This is a genomic window from Streptococcus sp. HF-100, from assembly GCF_015594635.1.
In the GTDB taxonomy this organism is placed as follows: Bacteria; Bacillota; Bacilli; order Lactobacillales; family Streptococcaceae; genus Streptococcus; species Streptococcus vaginalis.
Genome location: NZ_JADNQV010000002.1, coordinates 262,639 through 281,052 on the forward strand (window position 1 = coordinate 262,639; position 18,414 = coordinate 281,052).

General features: G+C 38.8%; 19 protein-coding genes and 1 riboswitch. Of the genes, 16 read left to right on the forward strand and 3 right to left on the reverse strand.

The window, feature by feature from the left end; all coding sequences use genetic code 11:
* The first annotated feature begins 18 nt into the window (after positions 1-18).
* From IYQ23_RS03600 to IYQ23_RS03645, 10 genes are all read left to right on the forward strand, one after another.
* Positions 19-489, forward strand: coding sequence for an NUDIX hydrolase (locus IYQ23_RS03600; protein ID WP_195674093.1), 471 nt, complete (start codon positions 19-21; stop codon positions 487-489).
* 12 nt (positions 490-501) lie between these two features.
* Complete coding sequence (locus tag IYQ23_RS03605) at positions 502-1,779, forward strand: dihydroorotase (RefSeq protein ID WP_195674094.1); 1,278 nt, start codon at positions 502-504, stop codon at positions 1,777-1,779.
* Between the two features lie 266 nt (positions 1,780-2,045).
* Entirely contained in the window at positions 2,046-3,236 is a 1,191-nt protein-coding gene (gene metK / locus IYQ23_RS03610; protein ID WP_195674095.1) for a methionine adenosyltransferase, read from the forward strand.
* A gap of 416 nt (positions 3,237-3,652) precedes the next feature.
* A complete protein-coding gene (locus IYQ23_RS03615; RefSeq protein ID WP_003034537.1) occupies positions 3,653-4,912 on the forward strand; it encodes a UDP-N-acetylglucosamine 1-carboxyvinyltransferase in 1,260 nt (419 codons plus the stop codon).
* A gap of 78 nt (positions 4,913-4,990) precedes the next feature.
* Positions 4,991-5,542 (forward strand): GNAT family N-acetyltransferase, encoded by a 552-nt coding sequence (locus IYQ23_RS03620; protein WP_021001638.1) that lies wholly within the window; start codon positions 4,991-4,993, stop codon positions 5,540-5,542.
* Entirely contained in the window at positions 5,535-6,812 is a 1,278-nt protein-coding gene (spxR, locus tag IYQ23_RS03625) for a CBS-HotDog domain-containing transcription factor SpxR (RefSeq protein WP_022526912.1), read from the forward strand. Before IYQ23_RS03620 ends, spxR begins: the two co-directional genes overlap by 8 nt.
* A 24-nt stretch (positions 6,813-6,836) precedes the next feature.
* Positions 6,837-7,694, forward strand: coding sequence for a methionyl aminopeptidase (locus tag IYQ23_RS03630; RefSeq protein ID WP_106384012.1), 858 nt, complete (start codon positions 6,837-6,839; stop codon positions 7,692-7,694).
* Between the two features lie 50 nt (positions 7,695-7,744).
* A complete protein-coding gene (locus tag IYQ23_RS03635) occupies positions 7,745-8,653 on the forward strand; it encodes a YihY/virulence factor BrkB family protein (protein WP_003024700.1) in 909 nt (302 codons plus the stop codon).
* 72 nt (positions 8,654-8,725) lie between these two features.
* Positions 8,726-9,175: a MarR family winged helix-turn-helix transcriptional regulator gene (locus IYQ23_RS03640; protein ID WP_195674096.1), complete on the forward strand. Its 450-nt coding sequence runs from the start codon at positions 8,726-8,728 to the stop codon at positions 9,173-9,175.
* Between the two features lie 10 nt (positions 9,176-9,185).
* The gene (locus IYQ23_RS03645) at positions 9,186-9,893 is read left to right on the forward strand and encodes a B3/4 domain-containing protein (RefSeq protein ID WP_021001643.1); all 708 of its coding nucleotides are present in this window, start codon (positions 9,186-9,188) and stop codon (positions 9,891-9,893) included.
* Positions 9,894-9,959: 66 nt separating this feature from the next.
* Here IYQ23_RS03645 and IYQ23_RS03650 read toward each other — a convergent pair whose 3' ends face one another.
* Entirely contained in the window at positions 9,960-10,403 is a 444-nt protein-coding gene (locus IYQ23_RS03650) for a GtrA family protein (protein WP_195674097.1), read from the reverse strand.
* A 28-nt stretch (positions 10,404-10,431) separates the two neighbouring features.
* A riboswitch (PreQ1 riboswitch) is annotated at positions 10,432-10,540 on the forward strand.
* Here IYQ23_RS03650 and IYQ23_RS03655 point away from each other — a divergent pair.
* On the forward strand, positions 10,538-11,047 hold the full coding sequence (locus IYQ23_RS03655) for a QueT transporter family protein (protein WP_022526908.1): 510 nt from the start codon (positions 10,538-10,540) through the stop codon (positions 11,045-11,047). It overlaps the preceding riboswitch by 3 nt.
* Before the next feature lie 135 nt (positions 11,048-11,182).
* Here the strand turns inward: IYQ23_RS03655 and IYQ23_RS03660 are convergent, their stop codons facing one another.
* Complete coding sequence (locus IYQ23_RS03660) at positions 11,183-12,130, reverse strand: 2-dehydropantoate 2-reductase (protein ID WP_195674098.1); 948 nt, start codon at positions 12,128-12,130, stop codon at positions 11,183-11,185.
* Positions 12,131-12,328: 198 nt separating this feature from the next.
* On the opposite strand from IYQ23_RS03660, the gene ligA reads away from it, so the two are divergent.
* The 5 genes from ligA to kphA all read left to right on the forward strand — a co-directional run bounded on the left by ligA (position 12,329) and on the right by kphA (position 18,218).
* The gene (ligA, locus tag IYQ23_RS03665; protein ID WP_195674099.1) at positions 12,329-14,287 is read left to right on the forward strand and encodes an NAD-dependent DNA ligase LigA; all 1,959 of its coding nucleotides are present in this window, start codon (positions 12,329-12,331) and stop codon (positions 14,285-14,287) included.
* A gap of 8 nt (positions 14,288-14,295) precedes the next feature.
* Positions 14,296-15,255 (forward strand): diacylglycerol kinase family lipid kinase, encoded by a 960-nt coding sequence (locus IYQ23_RS03670; protein WP_003029816.1) that lies wholly within the window; start codon positions 14,296-14,298, stop codon positions 15,253-15,255.
* 13 nt (positions 15,256-15,268) lie between these two features.
* The gene (pulA, locus tag IYQ23_RS03675) at positions 15,269-17,569 is read left to right on the forward strand and encodes a type I pullulanase (RefSeq protein WP_195674100.1); all 2,301 of its coding nucleotides are present in this window, start codon (positions 15,269-15,271) and stop codon (positions 17,567-17,569) included.
* 118 nt (positions 17,570-17,687) lie between these two features.
* Positions 17,688-17,960 carry a 30S ribosomal protein S16 gene (gene rpsP / locus IYQ23_RS03680; protein WP_003024685.1) on the forward strand — a complete coding sequence of 91 codons (273 nt, stop codon included), beginning with the start codon at positions 17,688-17,690 and terminating at the stop codon, positions 17,958-17,960.
* 18 nt (positions 17,961-17,978) lie between these two features.
* Positions 17,979-18,218: an RNA-binding protein KphA gene (kphA, locus tag IYQ23_RS03685; protein ID WP_195674101.1), complete on the forward strand. Its 240-nt coding sequence runs from the start codon at positions 17,979-17,981 to the stop codon at positions 18,216-18,218.
* Between the two features lie 44 nt (positions 18,219-18,262).
* Here kphA and IYQ23_RS03690 read toward each other — a convergent pair.
* Positions 18,263-18,414, reverse strand: a 152-nt coding sequence (locus IYQ23_RS03690; protein ID WP_195673944.1) for an IS3 family transposase, incomplete at its 5' end; no start/stop codon positions are given.

Here is an 18,414-nt window from a genome sequence, read left to right on the forward strand (position 1 = left end):
ATTTTCGAAAGGAGAAAAATGGTTAAGTTAGCAACGATTTGCTATATTGACAACGGCAAAGAATTTTTATTGCTACATCGAAATAAAAAGCCTAATGATGTTCATGCTGGTAAGTGGATTGGTGTTGGGGGTAAATTAGAGAAAGGTGAAACGCCGCAGGAGTGCGCTGTAAGAGAAATCTTTGAAGAAACAGGTTTGCGGGTCAATAAGCCAGTATTAAAAGGTATTATCACGTTTCCAGATTTTACACCTAACCATGATTGGTATACCTATGTATTTAAAGTGACGGAGTTTGAGGGAGACTTGATTGACTGCGATGAGGGGACTTTGGAATGGATGCCTTATGAACAAGTTTTGTCCAAACCAACTTGGGAGGGAGATCATACGTTTCTATCTTGGATTTTAGAAGATAAACCATTCTTCTCGGCTAAATTTTCTTACAAAGGAGAGAAGTTGGTGGAGAGTCATGTTGATTTTTATGGAGAATAAGGAGAAAAGTACATGTTGTTAATTAAAAATGGTCGTGTCATAGACCCTAAGTCTGGTTTAGATCAGATTTGCGATGTTTTGGTTAAGGATAAAAAAATTCTTAAAATTGGTCAGGATTTGAAGGCAGAAAACGCTCAGGTGATTGATGCGACTGGATTGGTGGTGGCGCCAGGGCTGATTGATATTCATGTTCATTTTCGTGAACCTGGTCAGACGCATAAAGAAGACATTCATACGGGTGCTTTAGCTGCGGCAGCGGGTGGATTTACAACGGTTGTCATGATGGCAAATACCACTCCAACGATTTCAACAGTAGAGACGTTGAAAGAAGTATTAGAATCTGCCAATCGTGAAAACATTCATATTAAGTCTATCGCGACCATTACAAAGAATTTTGATGGACAGCATTTGACAGATTTCAAAGCGCTTTTGGAAGCGGGAGCTATTGGTTTTTCAGATGACGGAATTCCATTAAAAAGTACAAAAGTGGTACGCGAAGCTTTGGAAGAAGCTGACAAAAATGGTACATTTATCTGCCTTCACGAAGAGGACCCAGAACTCAATGGTATCCTTGGGTTTAATGAGCAGATTGCCAAAGAACATTTTGGATTTTGCGGTGCGACTGGGGTCGCTGAATATAGTATGATTGCGCGTGACGTGATGATTGCTCATGCAACCAATACTCATATTCATATCCAGCATTTATCAAAAGCAGAAAGTGTGAAAGTCGTGGAATTCGCTCAGCAATTGGGCACTCACGTAACAGCAGAAGCAGCGCCGCAGCATTTTTCTAAGACAGAAGAGCTATTGTTGTTAAAAGGTAGCAATGCTAAGATGAACCCGCCCCTTCGTTTGGAATCAGATCGTTTAGCTGTCATTGAAGGACTTAAGTCTGGAGTTATTTCAGTCATTGCGACAGACCATGCACCTCATCACTCTGATGAAAAGAATGCAAAAGACATCACCAAAGCACCGTCTGGTATGACAGGTCTAGAAACGTCACTTTCGCTTGGTTTGACTTATTTGGTGGAAGCAGGTCATTTGACACTCATGCAGTTGCTGGAAAAAATGACAATTAACCCAGCGCAACTCTATGATTTTGAAGCGGGCTACCTTGCTGAGAATGGGCCAGCAGATCTCACCATTTTCGATGCAGATGCTGAACGCATGATAACAGAAGATTTTGTCTCAAAAGCAGCTAATTCACCATTTATCGGTGAAAAATTAAAAGGTGTTGTTCACTATACGATCTGTGATGGGCAAATTGTCTATGGAAGCAAATCATCATAACAAGCATAAGGTTGGAAGTGTTTTTCAACCTTATTGTATTTTAAATTTCTTATAATTTTTAGAAAATTTTCTGTTTATTAGGATAAAAAATGATACAATAGAGAAGTTAAAATAGTCCCGAAAAGGTAGTCAAAGATTAAATATTAACCATAGAGACTAGTGCTTTGTAACTTTTTAACGTAAGTCTGTTTACAGATTTTCAAGTAACTTCCTAGCAATAATAGAATTTTTAGGAGGGAATATTTCATTAAAAGGGGGACATGAATATGTCAGAACGTAAACTCTTCACGTCTGAATCTGTATCTGAAGGACATCCAGATAAGATTGCAGACCAAATTTCAGATGCTATTTTAGATGCTATCTTGGAGCAGGATCCAGAAGCTCATGTGGCTGCTGAGACAGCTGTCTATACAGGCTCTGTCCATGTTTTTGGGGAAATCTCTACCAATGCTTATGTGGATATTAACCGCATAGTTCGCGATACAATTGCAGAGATTGGTTATACAAAAGCTGAATATGGTTTTTCAGCAGAAACAGTGGGGGTGCATCCGTCGCTTGTTGAGCAATCACCAGATATCGCTCAAGGGGTGAATGAAGCCCTTGAAATTCGTGGAAATACTGAACAAGATCCACTTGATTTGATTGGTGCTGGAGATCAGGGGCTTATGTTTGGTTTTGCCGTAGATGAAACACCTGAACTAATGCCGTTGCCCATTTCTCTCAGTCACAAATTAGTCCGTCGTTTAGCAGAGCTTCGCAAGTCTGGAGAAATTTCCTATCTTCGTCCGGATGCAAAATCTCAAGTAACGGTTGAATACGATGAAAATGACCAACCAGTGCGCGTGGATACTGTTGTTATTTCCACTCAACATGACCCAGAAGTAAGCAATGAGCAGATTCATCAAGATGTGATTGAAAAGGTCATTAAAGAAGTAGTTCCAGCAGAGTATTTAGATGAAGAAAGCAAGTTTTTCATCAATCCAACTGGTCGCTTTGTTATTGGTGGGCCTCAAGGAGATTCTGGTTTAACTGGACGTAAGATTATCGTTGATACATACGGCGGTTATGCACGCCATGGAGGTGGGGCTTTCTCAGGAAAAGATGCCACAAAAGTCGATCGTTCTGCTTCTTATGCAGCGCGTTATATTGCTAAAAATATTGTTGCAGCAGGATTAGCTAAGAAAGTAGAAGTTCAGCTAGCCTATGCTATCGGAGTTGCACATCCAGTATCAGTCCGCATTGATACTTTTGGTACAGGTGCAGTTTCAGAAAGCAAGCTTCAAGAAGCAGTTCGACAAATTTTTGATCTTCGTCCAGCGGGTATTATTCAAATGCTTGATTTGAAACGACCAATTTACCGTCAGACTGCTGCCTATGGGCACATGGGACGTACGGATATTGACCTGCCGTGGGAAAAACTTGATAAAGTAGATGCTTTGAAAGCAGCTGTGAAATAACAAGTAGGTCGCTTAGACTAAAAATCTTTAGTTTCAAAATAAACCAGTAGCGCAGTTGGCTGATTACTCAAAGCAGGACTTGGATATAGCGAACAGAGCTTGTGCTAAGCAAGTCTCAAGACTATTCGTTTTTCAAGCTCAGAAAAGAGTACTTTTGATAAAAAACTTTTACCTCTCAACAGTCTAGGAAATTGTTGAGCAACCTTTCGGGGATGAGATTACGAACTAAAAATTTTCAAATTTTAGTTCGATCTCACTCCTTTTTTAATGTTACAAAAATAAAATGGCTCTGTAATCGTTATATAACAAGAATGACAAGTCAAAAGAGATTTCTTTAAAAGGATAGGATTTTCCCAGAAACTGTGTTATAATAAAGTGCAGTATATTTGATTAGAAATTCTTTGAAAGAGCTGAAAATGAAAAAAATTGTAATTAATGGTGGTCGCCCCTTAAAAGGAGAGGTGACTATTAGTGGTGCTAAAAATAGCGTAGTCGCTTTAATTCCGGCGACAATTTTATCTGATGAAATCGTGACATTGGACTGTGTGCCAGATATTTCCGATGTTGTGAGTTTGATTGACATTATGGAAGCTATGGGAGCTACTGTTGAGCGCCAAGATGATACGCTGAGAATTGATCCTCGTGGTATAAAAAATATGCCCATGCCTTATGGTAAAATCAATAGCTTGCGTGCTTCTTATTACTTTTATGGTAGCCTATTAGGCCGCTACGGCGAGGCAACAGTTGGTTTACCTGGTGGCTGTGATTTGGGTCCGCGACCTATTGACTTGCATTTGAAAGCATTTGAAGCCATGGGGGCTACTATGTCTTACGAGGGGAATTTCATGAACCTTTCGACAGGTGGTAAACATCTCCACGGAGCTAGTATATACATGGATACAGTCAGTGTTGGGGCGACCATTAACACCATGCTTGCGGCAGTAAAAGCAAAAGGGCGCACCGTTATTGAAAATGCAGCTCGTGAGCCTGAAATCATTGATGTAGCGACACTTTTGAATAATATGGGAGCACACATTCGAGGAGCTGGTACGGATATTATTGTCATTGAAGGTGTTAACAAACTTCATGGTACTCGTCATCAAGTCATTCCAGATCGAATTGAAGCAGGAACTTATATCTCAATGGCTGCTGCAATTGGTGAAGGTGTGCAAATCAACAATGTCCTTTATGAACACTTAGAAGGCTTTATTGCGAAATTAGAAGAAATGGGAGTTCGCATGACCGTTTCTGAAGATAGTGTGTATGTCGAAAAGCAACATGATTTGAAAGCAATTAATATTAAGACGGCTCCTTATCCAGGCTTTGCTACAGACTTGCAACAGCCTATTACGCCACTTTTGTTAACTGCTAAAGGACGTGGCTTAATTATTGATACGATTTATGAAAAGCGAGTAAATCATGTCCCTGAGTTAGTAAAAATGGCAGGAAAGATTTCAACGAGTGCCAATCATATTGCTTATGAAGGCCCTAATCAATTGCAAGGTGCAGCGGTCAAAGCAACTGATTTGCGGGCAGGAGCAGCACTTGTAATTGCAGGCTTGCTAGCTCATGGAAAAACCGAAATTACAAATGTAGAATTTATTTTACGAGGTTATTCAAATATTATTGAAAAGTTGACGAGTTTAGGAGCAGACATTCAGCTTGTCGAAGAATAGATTCGAAACAACGTTGACATGATGAGGTGAAATAGCCCAGTTGGCGTACCAACTGGGTCTTATCTTTAGAGGTAAGATATGAATTTGTGGACAAAATTGGCGGAATTCGCCTTTATAGAAACAGAACATTTAGTATTACGTCCATTTTCCTTTATGGATAGTGAAGATTTTTATAAAATTGCCTCCAATCCTGAAAATCTACGCTTCATTTTTCCTGTGCAGGCTAATTTACAAGAAAGCCAACATGTATTGGCTAATTATTTTATGAAACATCCTCTTGGAATTTGGGCGATTTGTGATAAAGATTCTGAGAAAATGATCGGATCTATCAAATTTGAAAAGATAGACGAAATCAAGGGCGAAGCAGAGCTTGGTTATTTTCTTCAGCATGATTATTGGGGACATGGTCTGATGACTGAGTGCGTCAAAAATATTGTTTATTTGGCATTTACACAGTTTGATTTGAAGCGACTTTATATTATAACTCATCTGGAAAACAAAGCCAGCCAAAGGGTTGCCGAGAAGACAGGATTTTCTTGTAGGCGGCAGTTCAAGGGGAGCGACCGTTATACACGTAAAATGCGGGATTATTTAGAGTTTTGCTATGAAAAAGGAGATTTTCATGAGTAAACATCAAGAAATTATCGCTTATTTGGAAGAATTACCAGTAGGAAAGCGTGTTAGTGTACGCAGTATTTCCAATTATTTAGGAGTAAGCGAGGGGACTGCTTATCGTGCAATTAAAGAAGCTGAAAATCGTGGATTGGTAGAAACACGTCCTCGTAGCGGCACGATTCGCGTAAAATCTCCCAAAGTAGAGCTGGAGCACTTAACATTTAAAGAAATTGCTGAAATTACGAAATCAGAAGTCTTAGCTGGTCAAGACGGACTTGAAAAGGAATTCAGTAAATTCACAATCGGGGCAATGACCGAGAAGAATCTCTTACGTTACTTAACGGAAGGAGGTCTCTTGATTATTGGAGACCGCACCCGTATTCAGTTATTGGCTTTGAAGCATGAAAATGCTGTTTTAGTGACGGGTGGCTTAGAAGTGAGTTCTGATGTTTTAAAATTGGCGAACCGCTTAAGCATTCCTGTTCTAAGATCCCAACATGATACCTTTACAGTTGCAACGATTATCAATCGTGCTCTGTCCAACATGCAGATCAAAACAGATATTTTAACCGTGGAACAGGTTTATCGTGGTAGTCATGAGTATGGTTTCTTAAAAGATACAGATACCGTTCGTGATTTTATGGATTTGGTTCGAAAAAACCGTAGCAGTCGTTTTCCTGTTGTTAATCAGCATAATATGGTCGTTGGCGTGGTGACTATGCGTGATACTGGTGACAAGTCTCCTCACACGATTTTAGATAAAGTCATGACGAAAAATATCTATGCCGTTACTTTAAACACCAGTATTGCCAATGTTAGCCAGCGCATGATTACAGAAGACTTTGAAATGGTACCAGTTATTCGGAGCAATCAAACTCTTCTTGGAGTCATTACGCGTCGTGATGTCATGGAAAAAATGAGTCGGGAACAAATCTCCAGCCTACCGACTTTTAGTGACCAAGTCTCTCAAAAACTTCGTCATATCAACAATGAATTTTCTTTTGTTGTGGAACCTTTTATGTTAGAAAGTAACGGTGTTTTGTCTAACGGGATTCTAACAGAGATTTTAACGACAGCAACGCATCAATTCATGACATCTGGCAAGAAAAATATTATTATTGAACAGATGATGATTTATTTCTTGCAAGCTGTTCAGATTGATGAAACTTTGACGCTTCGACCAAGAATTGTTCGACAAACAAGGCACTCTGCTATTTTGGATTACGATATTTATTTAAAACTTCAATTGGTTGCAAAAGCGACCATTACAGTAAAGATAAACTAATACCTCAGATATTAAGGAGAAAGAATGATAACTTTAAAATCACAACGTGAAATTGATTTAATGGAAAAAAGCGGTGCATTTCTCGCCAGTATTCATATTGGTTTAAGGGATTTGATTAAGCCAGGTATTGACATGTGGGAAATTGAAGAATACGTCCGCAGACGTTGTAAGGAAGATAATGCTCTTCCACTTCAAATTGGTGTAGAAGGGAGCATCATGGACTACCCTTATGCCACTTGCTGCTCATTGAATGATGAAGTGGCACATGCTTTTCCACGCCACCAAAAATTGGTTGAGGGCGACCTAATTAAAGTCGATATGGTTGTTGGCTTGGTTGATAAAGCTGAGTTAGATGTTTCTAAACTCGATTTCAATAATGTAGAGCAGATGAAACACTATACGGAAAATTTCCGTGGAGGTGTGGCGGATTCTTGCTGGGCTTATGCAGTTGGTCAAGCAAGTGAAAAAGTGCAACAACTGATGGACGTGACAAAAGAATGCCTTTATCGTGGAATTGAAGCTGCTAAAGTTGGCAATCGAATTGGTGACATTGGTGCAGCGATTCAAGAATATGCGGAAAGTCATGGCTATGGAGTCGTTCGTGACTTGGTAGGACATGGTGTTGGACCAACCATGCACGAAGAGCCAATGGTGCCTCATTACGGGCGTGCTGGACGCGGATTACGTCTTCGTGAAGGTATGGTCTTGACAATTGAGCCAATGATTTCAACAGGTACTTGGGAGATTGACACAGATTTTGAAACGGGTTGGGCTCACAAAACGCTGGACGGTGGACTTTCTTGTCAATACGAACATCAATTTGTGATTACCAAAGATGGTCCTGTTATCTTAACCAGCCAAGGAGAAGAAGGAACTTATTAAAAATAAGAATGGAAAGGGGCTTTTTGCTCTGTATTCTAGTAGGAGACGAGATGAAAAAGTTTGTTTCTAAGATTGGACAGAACCCGTTTTTACAATCCTTTTTTAAATTTTATCAAGCATCAGAGATTGATTTGACAAGCATTGCGGTGGCATATTATTTGCTAATTTCGATTTTTCCGTTGCTATTGATTGTTGTGAATATATTGCCTTATTTTCAAATTCCGATAGCAGAATTTTTGGAAGCAATGGAAGATGTTCTGCCTGAATCGCTGTATGAAGTCGTTGCAAAGGTTACCCGAAATTTGCTAACTCAGCCTTCTTCTGGCTTGTTGAGTTTTTCTATCCTTTCGGCTCTATGGGCATTTTCACAATCAATGTCATTTTTGCAAAAAGCATTTAATAAAGCTTATGGTGTTGCAAAAGATAGAGGTCTGATATCACATAGATTATTTAGTTTAGTCATTAGCTTGGGGTTGCAATTTCTCTTTGCCTTGTCTCTTTTACTGACAATGTTTGGGAGAATGTCGCTTCGCTTGCTTCATAGCTTTTGGGAGTTTGATGATCAACTATATGCCAGTTTGCAAAGAATGACCCAGCCAACTATTTACACCTTGCTGTTTCTTTCTTTACTGATGCTTTATTACTTTTTACCCAATGTAAAAATCAGGAAAATCCGCTATGTTCTGCCAGGAACGATTTTTGTAGTTTTTACGATTGGGGTATTGTTAAATTTATTTTCCGTTTATTTGGACACTTATGTAAATCACTTAATGGATGTCCGATTTTTTAGTTCCATTTTTGTTGTCGTCGTCATGATTTGGTTTACCCTCATTGCCCAAATTATGATTATTGGGGCAATCTTAAATGCAAGTTACCAAGGATGTCACGAAAAAGAATTTGAAACGAGACATAAACAACTGACAACGAGACTTATAAAAAATAAAGAGAAGTTCAAATGAAACTTCTTTTTTTGTGGTGTTTTTTGTTGCATTTGCAATAAAATGTGGTATAATATTGCTTAAGGAGGCAATATGACGATTTTGCGAGAGATTGGTATCATCGCTCGAGCGTTGGATTCAATGGCGAATATTGAATTTCGCCATGTTGATTTGGCCAAAGGGCAGTACCTTTATTTGGTTCGTATCGTAGAAAGTCCCGGTATTATTCAAGAAGAGCTTTCTGATTTGCTGAAAGTTGATCGGTCAACCGTTGCTCGCTCCGTCAAAAAATTAGAGAGTAAAGGTTTGATTGAAAGAAGAAGTGCAGCTGGAAATTTAAAAAATAAAGAGCTTTTTGCGACAGACACAGGAAAAAAACTTTATCCGTTTATCTTAGCAGAGCACACTTATTCTGAGCAGCAGGCTTTGACAGGATTTTCCAAAGAAGACGCTCAATTGTTAGAAGACATGTTAGCAAAGGTGCGACAGAATCTTACTGATGATTGGGAATTGGTTAAAAAAGGACAAAAAAGAAATTATTGAGAGGTGTAAAATGAAAGTCACAGTTGAAAATGAATTTTGGGAATTATTTCCTCAAGCACAAATTAGCATTATGGTTGTTAAAGGCTTGGATAATAGCGTTGACGAAAGCAAAGACCCTTATTTTAAATCTTTGTTAGACAAGGGAAGTAAGCGTGCAGAAGATTTTATCGTAGATGAAACCTTTACGCAAAATGACGTGATTCAAGAATGGCGTGGTGCTTTTAGTAAGTTTAAAACTAAAAAAGGTGCGCGTTCTTCTATTGAAGCTCTTTTAAAAAGGGTAAGTCAAGGTCGTGAGTTCAATCCGATCAACCCATTGGTGGATATTTATAATAGTGTGTCACTTTCCTATGCCGTTCCTTGTGGTGGTGAAGATATTGTTAAGATTCAAGGAGGCTTGCATCTTGGAAAAGCGCAAGGAGGCGAACCTTTCTTTCCACTTGGTGCAGAGACAGACGCCCCAGCTCTTCCAGAAGAGATTATCTATTATGATAATGAAGGAGCGGTTTGTCGTTGTTTTAACTGGAGGGAAGCGCAACGGACAATGCTGACTGAAGGCACAACGGATGCAGTATTAGTCATCGAAGCAATCAATGAAGACCAAGCTAAACGCGCGCAAGCAGCTATGCAGGAATTGCAAAGTTTAGTTGAAGATTATTTTGGAGTCAAAGGAGAAATCACTCATCTAACAATTGACAATCCAAGTGTAGACATTTAAGAAAAAAAGAGCATTAAAGCTCTTTGAGATTGCAGACAAACCACCATTTGAGGTAGGTTTGTCTTTTTAATTAGTTGATTTATTTTTAAATACAAAGACTTTACTAAAAACATAATTGAGCACAATAATAACGATTTGAGCAAATAAAGTTTCAATGGTATTAACTGCTTTGATGTTATTGTGGACAAATTGCCCGATAATGTTAGGAAATGTTGTGACAAAAATGAATGTGAGCCCCATGTCCAGCAGAAAAGTGGAAAGTCGCGCAAGAGCAAATTTGACAAAACGAGCACCCCAGCCTTTTCTTTCTTGTTTAAAAACGATCGTATCATTTGTTGCGAAGGCAAAGAGAATACCAGCGATATTTCCTAAAGCTGTAGCAAGTAATTCATTGCTCGTCAAAGCGTAACAAAGCATACGAGTAAGGACGGCGACAACAGTTGTAGCAACACCGAAAAACAAATAAGATAAAATTTCGTTGTCAAAAAAGTGTTTAACATATTTTTTCATAGATTTAGTCTATCATATTTGCAAAAAATGTGCTATACTTGAAAAGCTGTATTCGTTTTGTCAATACAGCCCTTGGCGCTTAGTTCCCTTTCGTCAAGCATATTACACGCGGTTTAGCCGCTAAAGGAGAAAACATGGAAAAAATTACTGTTCGTGATATGGCTCAGATTGCTCTTGTTGCTGCGATTTATGTCGCACTAACAATGACACCGCCTCTGAATGCTATTAGCTATGGTGCTTACCAATTTCGGATTTCCGAAATGATGAACTTTATGGCTTTTTATAAACCTAAGTACATCATCGGAGTCACGTTGGGGTGTATGATTGCAAATTTATTTAGCTTTGGAATCATCGATGTCTTTGTCGGTGGTGGCTCAACTTTGGTCTTTTTGAGCTTAGGTGTGTATTTCTTTAGAAAATACATGCATGAATACTTGTTTAATGGACTGATCAATAAAGCTTTCTTTTATTTTGCGATTTTCTTTTCACTTTCTATGGTTACCATTGCAGCTGAATTGTATCTTGTCGCTAAAGCACCGTTCTTTTTGACTTGGTTTACGACAGCAGTAGGAGAGTTTGCTTCACTCATCATTGGTGGAATTTTAATGGACAAGCTAAATAAGCGGATTGATTTAGGAAAATAATTTTCGTTAATATTAGATTCAATAAAAAATATGCCCAAAAATTCTTCGGCATATTTTTGTTTATCTGGCAATTAAAAAATATAAGACCATATCGTTTTAAGATTTTTGTAAAAACAATGAATTTTCTAGCTAAGTTTATTTTGCACCTAATAATTGTTCTTTACAATGGACGAGTTCAGTTATAAGGGCACAGTATGGCGTGTCTACACCATATTGTTGTCCCTTTCGTGCAATAGCTCCGTTGATATAATCAATTTCTGTCAAACGATTGTGCTCGTTCAAATCTTGATACATTGACGGATAATGCAAGCCAATTGTATCGCGATTATAACAATTCTTTTCAATGTAGTCCACGGTTTCTGTGACATTCAAGTCTACATTTTCGTGTTTTGCAACTTCTGCAAACTCGCTAACAATTTTCACAACAATATTATGTGCAGGAGTAGTGTCTCCAAAGTCTGCCATATTAGCAAGCAAAAGGGTACACAAACTATTCATCGTTCCGTTGACACAAGCTTTTTTATAAATGGCATATAAGATATTTTCTGTGTATTGCGCATTTAATCCGGCAGAATTCAAGGTTTCAATGACTTTATAAGCTGCTTGTTCGGCTTTTGGATCTACGACTAAATTCTTCAAAGCGATTGAGCCGTTTCCGAATAATTTTGCACGTCCAGGTTCTTCCATACCAGCAGTCCACATGGTATTTCCAATCATAATTTGATTTCTTGGGACATATTTTTCAATGACTTCTTCATGACCAATCCCATTTAATAGACAGAGAACAGCTGTATTATCATGTATCAAAGGTTGAATATCTGCTAACATCGCTTCTAGCTGCATGGCTTTTGTAAACAGAATAATTAAGTCATTAGATAAGGTTGGATCTACTTCGCTTTGCAAATAGATGGGCAACTTGGCAACAACTTCTTCGCCGTTTAAGTTAGCTTGTAAGCCATCTTTTTGGATAGCTGTGACATGTTCTTTCCAACCATCTACTAAAGTCACTTTATGCCCTGCTCGATGCAACATCAGAGCAAAGCGGCTACCCATGGCACCGACACCTGCAATTGTAATATTCATACTAACAATTCTCCTAGCTTTTTTATTTATAGTATATTTTACTTCTTTTATGTATTTTAATCAATTAAATTTTGGAAATTTATCATATTTGATGTGACGATGATTATTTTTCTGTTATTTTACATTTTTGTCTAATTTTTTGTAAAGAATATAGGTAAGAATGCTGTAGAAACGCATGAATTATGATAAAATAGAAATATGAAAGACAGAATGTTAGAACTGGTGAAGTTGCTCAATCAGTATGCTCATGAATATTATACGACTGATAATCCAAGCGTATCGGACAGTGAATATGATAAGCTGTATCATGAATTATTAGATTTAGAAAAGCAGTATCCAGAGTTCGTTCAGCCTGATAGCCCAACTCATCGTGTGGGAGGTAAGGTTTTAGAAGGTTTTGAAAAATACCAACACCAGTATCCGCTCTATAGTTTGCAGGATGCTTTTTCACGTGAAGAGTTAGATGTATTTGATGCACGGATTCGGAAAGATTTTCCAGATGTTAGCTATCTATGTGAACTAAAAATTGACGGCCTCTCTGTTTCTCTCATGTATGAAAAGGGGATTTTAGTTGCAGGAGCGACTCGCGGAGACGGTTCTGTTGGTGAAAATATCACAGAAAATCTGAAAAGAGTGAAAGATATTCCTTTAAAGTTGCCAAGCGAAGTTGATATGACTGTCCGTGGTGAATGTTATATGCCACGTAGCTCTTTTGATGCGGTGAATCAGCTACGTCAGGAAAACGGAGAACCAGAATTTGCTAATCCGAGAAATGCAGCGGCAGGAACATTGCGTCAGTTGGATACGGCGATTGTTGCCAAGCGAAATCTTGCAACCTTTCTCTATCAAGAGGCCAGTCCGACAAGTGCGACGAGCCAAGAAGCTGTTTTAAATCAGTTATCTAAAAATGGATTCAGTGTGAATGAGTGGCATATTTTGGCACATTCGATGGATGAAGTGTGGCGGTTTATTGGACAAATCGCTCAAGAACGCGACCAGTTACCGTATGATATTGACGGTGTTGTAATCAAGGTAAATGATTTGGCGGTACAAGAAGAGCTTGGTTTTACCGTAAAAGCACCTAAATGGGCGATTGCTTACAAATTTCCAGCCGAGGAAAAAGAAGCGCAGCTTTTATCAGTTGACTGGACGGTTGGGCGGACTGGAGTTGTTACGCCGACCGCCAACTTGACGCCTGTGCAATTAGCAGGGACAACGGTCAGCCGAGCCACTTTGCACAATGTAGATTACATTGCTGAAAAAGATATTCGCAAAGACGATACAGTTATCGTTTATAAGGCGGGCGACATTATTCCGGCTGTTTTGCGAGTGGTTGAAAGCAAGCGCCAATCAAAAGAGAAATTGGAGATTCCAAAGAATTGTCCAAGTTGCAACAGCGAGTTGATTCACTTTGAAGATGAGGTTGCTTTGCGCTGTATCAATCCACGTTGTCCTGCACAAATCAAAGAAGGCTTGATTCATTTTGCTAGTCGCGATGCCATGAATATCACTGGTCTTGGTCCTGCTGTTGTAGAAAAGTTATTTGATCAGCAGTTGGTAAATGATGTGGCTGGCATTTATCGCTTGACTGTCGAAGATTTGCTGCAATTGGAAAATTTTAAGGAAAAATCAGCTAATAAGTTGTATACTGCTATTCAGGCTTCCAAGGAAAATTCTGCTGAGAAATTATTATTTGGCTTGGGCATTCGCCATGTTGGAAGTAAAGCCAGTCAGATTTTGTTGGAGCATTTTCATGATTTGGAGCAATTAGCAAAAGCAAAAAGAGAAGAAATTGCTGCGCTGGATAGTCTAGGAATGGTGATTGCTGAGAGTCTTTCCAGCTATTTCGCACAAGAAGGAACTCATATTTTATTGTCGGAATTAAAAGAAGCGGGGTTAAATTTCACCTACCTTGGCGAAAAAGTGGCAGCAGATGCAGCGCTTTCTGGATTGACCGTTGTTTTAACAGGAAAATTGGAACGTCTCAATCGTTCAGAAGCAAAAGCGAAATTAGAAAGTTTAGGTGCAAAGGTGACGAGCTCGGTATCTAAGAAAACAAGTCTAGTCGTTGCCGGAGCAGATGCAGGAAGTAAATTAACAAAAGCTCAAGAGTTGGGCATAACCATTCGTGATGAAATTTGGCTTGAGAGTTTATAGAGGTTTGTATGGAAACAGCTAGAAAAAGAGCACGATTGATTTATAATCCGACCTCTGGTCAGGAAATTATTAAAAAAAATATCGCAGAAGTTTTAGACGTTTTAGAAGATGTAGGCTATGAAACAAGTGCTTATCAGACGACGCCAGCTCCTTTATCAGCTCAAAATGAAGCAGAGAGAGCAGCCAAAGCGGGATTTGATTTAATTGTTGCAGCTGGTGGCGATGGGACAATCAATGAAGTGGTCAATGGGGTAGCACCGTTGGAAAATCGTCCAAAGTTGGCGTTTATTCCAACTGGTACGACCAATGATTATGCACGCGCCCTCAAGATTCCAATGGGGGATCCAGTGGCAGCTGCGCGGATTATTGAAAAAAATCAAACCATAAAAATGGATATTGGTCAGGCTTATGGGAAAAAATATTTTATTAACATTGCTGCAGCGGGAACTTTGACAGAATTGACCTATAGTGTTCCAAGTGAAGTCAAGTCACGTCTAGGCTACCTTGCCTATGTCGCAAAAGGAGCAGAAATGCTGCCAAAATCTAAATTACGTAAAGTACATATTGAGCACGACCACGGTGTGTTTGAAGGTAAGGTCTCTTTGATTTTTGTTGCCTTGACAAATTCAATCGGCGGTTTTGAAAAATTAGCGCCAGATACAGTGCTAGATGATGGTAATTTTACCTTGATTTTGGTGAAAACTGCTCGGTTGTTTGATATGTTGGCGTTGATGATTCAAGCAATCAATGGTGGTCAACATGTGACAGATGTGAATGTAGAATATTTAAAAACAAGTAAGTTAAAGTTAGAAGTTTTAGACAAAAAAGCCCCATTCATGTTAAATCTGGATGGCGAATATGGTGGAGATACTCCTGTTGAATTGGAAGTTCTTCATAACCATTTAGAATTTTTTGCAAATATTGATGAGATTAGCGATAGTGCTTTGTCATTGGAGAATAAAGAATAATCAGGAGAATGTGATGTTAGACTATCGTGTCTTAATCCATTACCATAATCAATTAGGAAATTATGCAGCCTATAATATGTGGAAATGGCAAATGAATAAATGGGGAGAAGAGAGTACTTTTTCCCAGTATGATGATTTCGGGATTCAAGGAACCTTGTCCTATAAAAGCGAACAAGCTTTGAGTAATGTCCATGTCATTGTAAAAACAACCGATTGGTCTCACCAGTCGGTTGACTATTCCATTCAGTTGTTACCATCTCATTTAGTGACTGAGGTTTGGATTATAGAAGGAGACAGTCAAGTTTATTATTCTAGGCAGGCTGCTATGACTAGTCCGTATTATGCAAAGCAAGATCCTCATGCTTTTGATATGGCATTAGACAGCAAACATTTTGATCAGCATTGGGGGTATCAAGGTTGGCTAGGTTGTCGGTATGATGGTAAAAAAGCTGAATTTAAACTCTGGGCACCGACTGCAAAAAAAGTTCAGCTAGTAGTCTACAAGAATAGCACTAACAAAGCGAAAATCTGGAAGGTCTACGACTTACAAAGAGGAGAAGATTTTTCCAAAGATCATGCTAAAAATACAATCGGAATTTGGTCTCGAGTGATTTCAGATGACTTGGCAAATAAAGCCTATCAGTACCAGCTAGAGTTTGAACATCACAAAACAGTAACACGCGATCCGTATGCGGAAGCCGTAACGGAAGATGGAAAGCGTTCTGTCATTTTATCGCCTGCGGAGCGAAATCCAAAACATTTCCAAGTGAAACAAGGGCAACAGGCAATTTGGCGTCTAAAGAATCCTTGTCAAGCTGTTATTTATGAGATGCATGTACGAGATTTGACGAAGTCTAGCAGTTCTGGCGTGTCTAAAAAACACCGAGGAACCTTTTTAGGGGCTTGTCAAAAAGGAACCAAAAATCGATCTGGCCAGGCGACGGGATTTGATTATATCCAATCTTTAGGTATCAATGTTGTACAATTGCAGCCCATCTCTGATCGACATAAAGAGTATGATTGGCATGGAAATGTGACCTACAATTGGGGGTATGATCCACAAAATTACAATGCTCCAGAAACAAGTTTTTCAACTGATCCAGCAAACCCATCTCAAGGAATGCGGGATTTAAAAACGATGATTCAAGCCTATCATGATGCGGGCATTTCCGTAGTGATAGATGTCGTGTATAACCATATTTATTCGACTCATGATTCACCGTTTCAACAAGCAGTGCCTGATTATTACTATCGAATGAATCCAGACGGATCTTTCCAAAATGGAACAGGTGTGGGGAGCGAGACAGCCAGCGAGCATGAAATGTTTCGTAAATATATGATTGATTCTATCCTTTATTGGGTAAAAGAGTATAATATTGATGGTTTTCGTTTTGATTTAATGGGCATTCATGATATTGAAACGATGCGTCAAATTCGGGAAGCGTTAGATAAAATTGACCCGAGAATTCTCACATACGGTGAAGGTTGGGATATGGGGACAGGATTGCTTCCGCTTGACAAAGCCAAAAAAGATAATGCCTTTGAATTACCTAATATCGGATTTTTCAACGATACTGAACGTGATGCTATCAAAGGCGCAGAGGTTTATGGTGGTTTGAAAGCTGGCTTTGTAAGTGGTCAAGCGACAGAATCAATTGTTGCCAAGGCAATTCTAGGAAGTAGTGAACTAGGAACCTATCTGGAGCCAAAACAAGTCGTTAATTATGTAGAAGCGCATGATAATTACAATTTGCACGATTTGTTAGCTGAACTGCACCCAGATGATGATGAGTTGACTCGTACTAAGCGGATTGAATTAGCGACTGCGATGAATCTCCTCTTACAAGGCATGAGTTTTATGGAGTTGGGACAGGAATTTTCACGTAGCAAACTAGTGGCAACTGGAGCAAATGGGAATGCCATTCAGGCAGATCATAAGCGTGCTATGAACAGTTATAACGCTCCCGATGCTGTCAATCAAGTAGACTGGGATTTATTAGCTCATCATCAAGAAAGTATCAACTATATCAAACAGATGATTCGTTTAAAAACGACAACAAAAGAATTTTCTTACCAGCATTATGATGACATTTACCAGCATGCCTTTGTACATTCGGCGCATTCCGGAAGCGGAATTGTCATTTTTGAAGTGAAGGATGACAATTATTACCTCGTAATTTTTAATGCAAGTGGTGATAGATACAATATTGAAGATATTGGAAATTTGAAACTTGTAGCTGGAAATAGTCGTCAAGTTAGCGATTCTTTTGTTGAAGATCTGACAGCTACAGTCTTTGAAGTCGTAGAATGGTAATATCAAAAGATGTCAAGATTTTTTCTTGACACCTTTTCTTTCTTGTGATAAGATAGAGTATGTTGGGAGTAGCTCTGCTATTCCTAAAAATAAAAAAGAGAAAAGAGAAATTTTTAAAATGGCAGTTAAAATCCGTTTAACTCGTATGGGTTCTAAGAAAAAACCTTTCTACCGTATCAACGTAGCAGACTCACGTTCACCTCGTGACGGACGTTTTATCGAAACAGTTGGAACATACAATCCACTTGTTGCTGAAAACCAAGTAACTTTAAAAGAAGATCGTATTCTTGACTGGTTGTCAAAAGGTGCTCAACCTTCTGATACTGTTCGTAACATTCTTTCAAAAGCTGGTGTGATGAAGAAATTCCACGATTCTAAATACTCTAAATAATAGAAGTGCAGGTTGACTATGGATACGATTGAAAATCTTATTATTGCGATAGTGAAACCTTTGATTTCACAACCAGATGCTTTAACTATCAAGATTGAAGATACACCAGAATTTTTGGAATATCATTTAGATCTTGACCCTAGTGATGTTGGACGTGTAATCGGTCGTAAAGGTCGCACGATCTCTGCGGTAAGAACGATTGTTTATTCTGTCCCAACCGAAGATAAAAAAGTCAGAATTGTTATTGATGAGAAATAAAAATGGAGCCATTCTGTACTGACCCCCAAAAGTTGGACAAATAATTATTGAAAGGATTTAGTTCTGTATTGCACAGGGCTAAGTCCTTTTAGTTTGACCTTAATTCGTTTGTTGTTGTAATAATCAATGTAGTTCACAATAGCTTGTTCAAGGTCTTCTAAAGACCTAAAGTGATTCTCATAGCCATAAAACATTT

Excerpts from the sequence above, each read along its gene's own strand:
- IYQ23_RS03600 (WP_195674093.1), top strand. The coding sequence starts at position 19 with ATGGTTAAGTTAGCAACGATTTGCTATATTGACAACGGCAAAGAATTT.
- IYQ23_RS03605 (WP_195674094.1), top strand. The coding sequence starts at position 502 with ATGTTGTTAATTAAAAATGGTCGTGTCATAGACCCTAAGTCTGGTTTA.
- metK (WP_195674095.1), top strand. The coding sequence starts at position 2,046 with ATGTCAGAACGTAAACTCTTCACGTCTGAATCTGTATCTGAAGGACAT.
- IYQ23_RS03615 (WP_003034537.1), top strand. The coding sequence starts at position 3,653 with ATGAAAAAAATTGTAATTAATGGTGGTCGCCCCTTAAAAGGAGAGGTG.
- IYQ23_RS03620 (WP_021001638.1), top strand. The coding sequence starts at position 4,991 with ATGAATTTGTGGACAAAATTGGCGGAATTCGCCTTTATAGAAACAGAA.
- spxR (WP_022526912.1), top strand. The coding sequence starts at position 5,535 with ATGAGTAAACATCAAGAAATTATCGCTTATTTGGAAGAATTACCAGTA.
- IYQ23_RS03630 (WP_106384012.1), top strand. The coding sequence starts at position 6,837 with ATGATAACTTTAAAATCACAACGTGAAATTGATTTAATGGAAAAAAGC.
- IYQ23_RS03635 (WP_003024700.1), top strand. The coding sequence starts at position 7,745 with ATGAAAAAGTTTGTTTCTAAGATTGGACAGAACCCGTTTTTACAATCC.
- IYQ23_RS03640 (WP_195674096.1), top strand. The coding sequence starts at position 8,726 with ATGACGATTTTGCGAGAGATTGGTATCATCGCTCGAGCGTTGGATTCA.
- IYQ23_RS03645 (WP_021001643.1), top strand. The coding sequence starts at position 9,186 with ATGAAAGTCACAGTTGAAAATGAATTTTGGGAATTATTTCCTCAAGCA.
- IYQ23_RS03650 (WP_195674097.1), bottom strand. The coding sequence starts at position 10,403 with ATGAAAAAATATGTTAAACACTTTTTTGACAACGAAATTTTATCTTAT.
- IYQ23_RS03655 (WP_022526908.1), top strand. The coding sequence starts at position 10,538 with ATGGAAAAAATTACTGTTCGTGATATGGCTCAGATTGCTCTTGTTGCT.
- IYQ23_RS03660 (WP_195674098.1), bottom strand. The coding sequence starts at position 12,130 with ATGAATATTACAATTGCAGGTGTCGGTGCCATGGGTAGCCGCTTTGCT.
- ligA (WP_195674099.1), top strand. The coding sequence starts at position 12,329 with ATGAAAGACAGAATGTTAGAACTGGTGAAGTTGCTCAATCAGTATGCT.
- IYQ23_RS03670 (WP_003029816.1), top strand. The coding sequence starts at position 14,296 with ATGGAAACAGCTAGAAAAAGAGCACGATTGATTTATAATCCGACCTCT.
- pulA (WP_195674100.1), top strand. The coding sequence starts at position 15,269 with ATGTTAGACTATCGTGTCTTAATCCATTACCATAATCAATTAGGAAAT.
- rpsP (WP_003024685.1), top strand. The coding sequence starts at position 17,688 with ATGGCAGTTAAAATCCGTTTAACTCGTATGGGTTCTAAGAAAAAACCT.
- kphA (WP_195674101.1), top strand. The coding sequence starts at position 17,979 with ATGGATACGATTGAAAATCTTATTATTGCGATAGTGAAACCTTTGATT.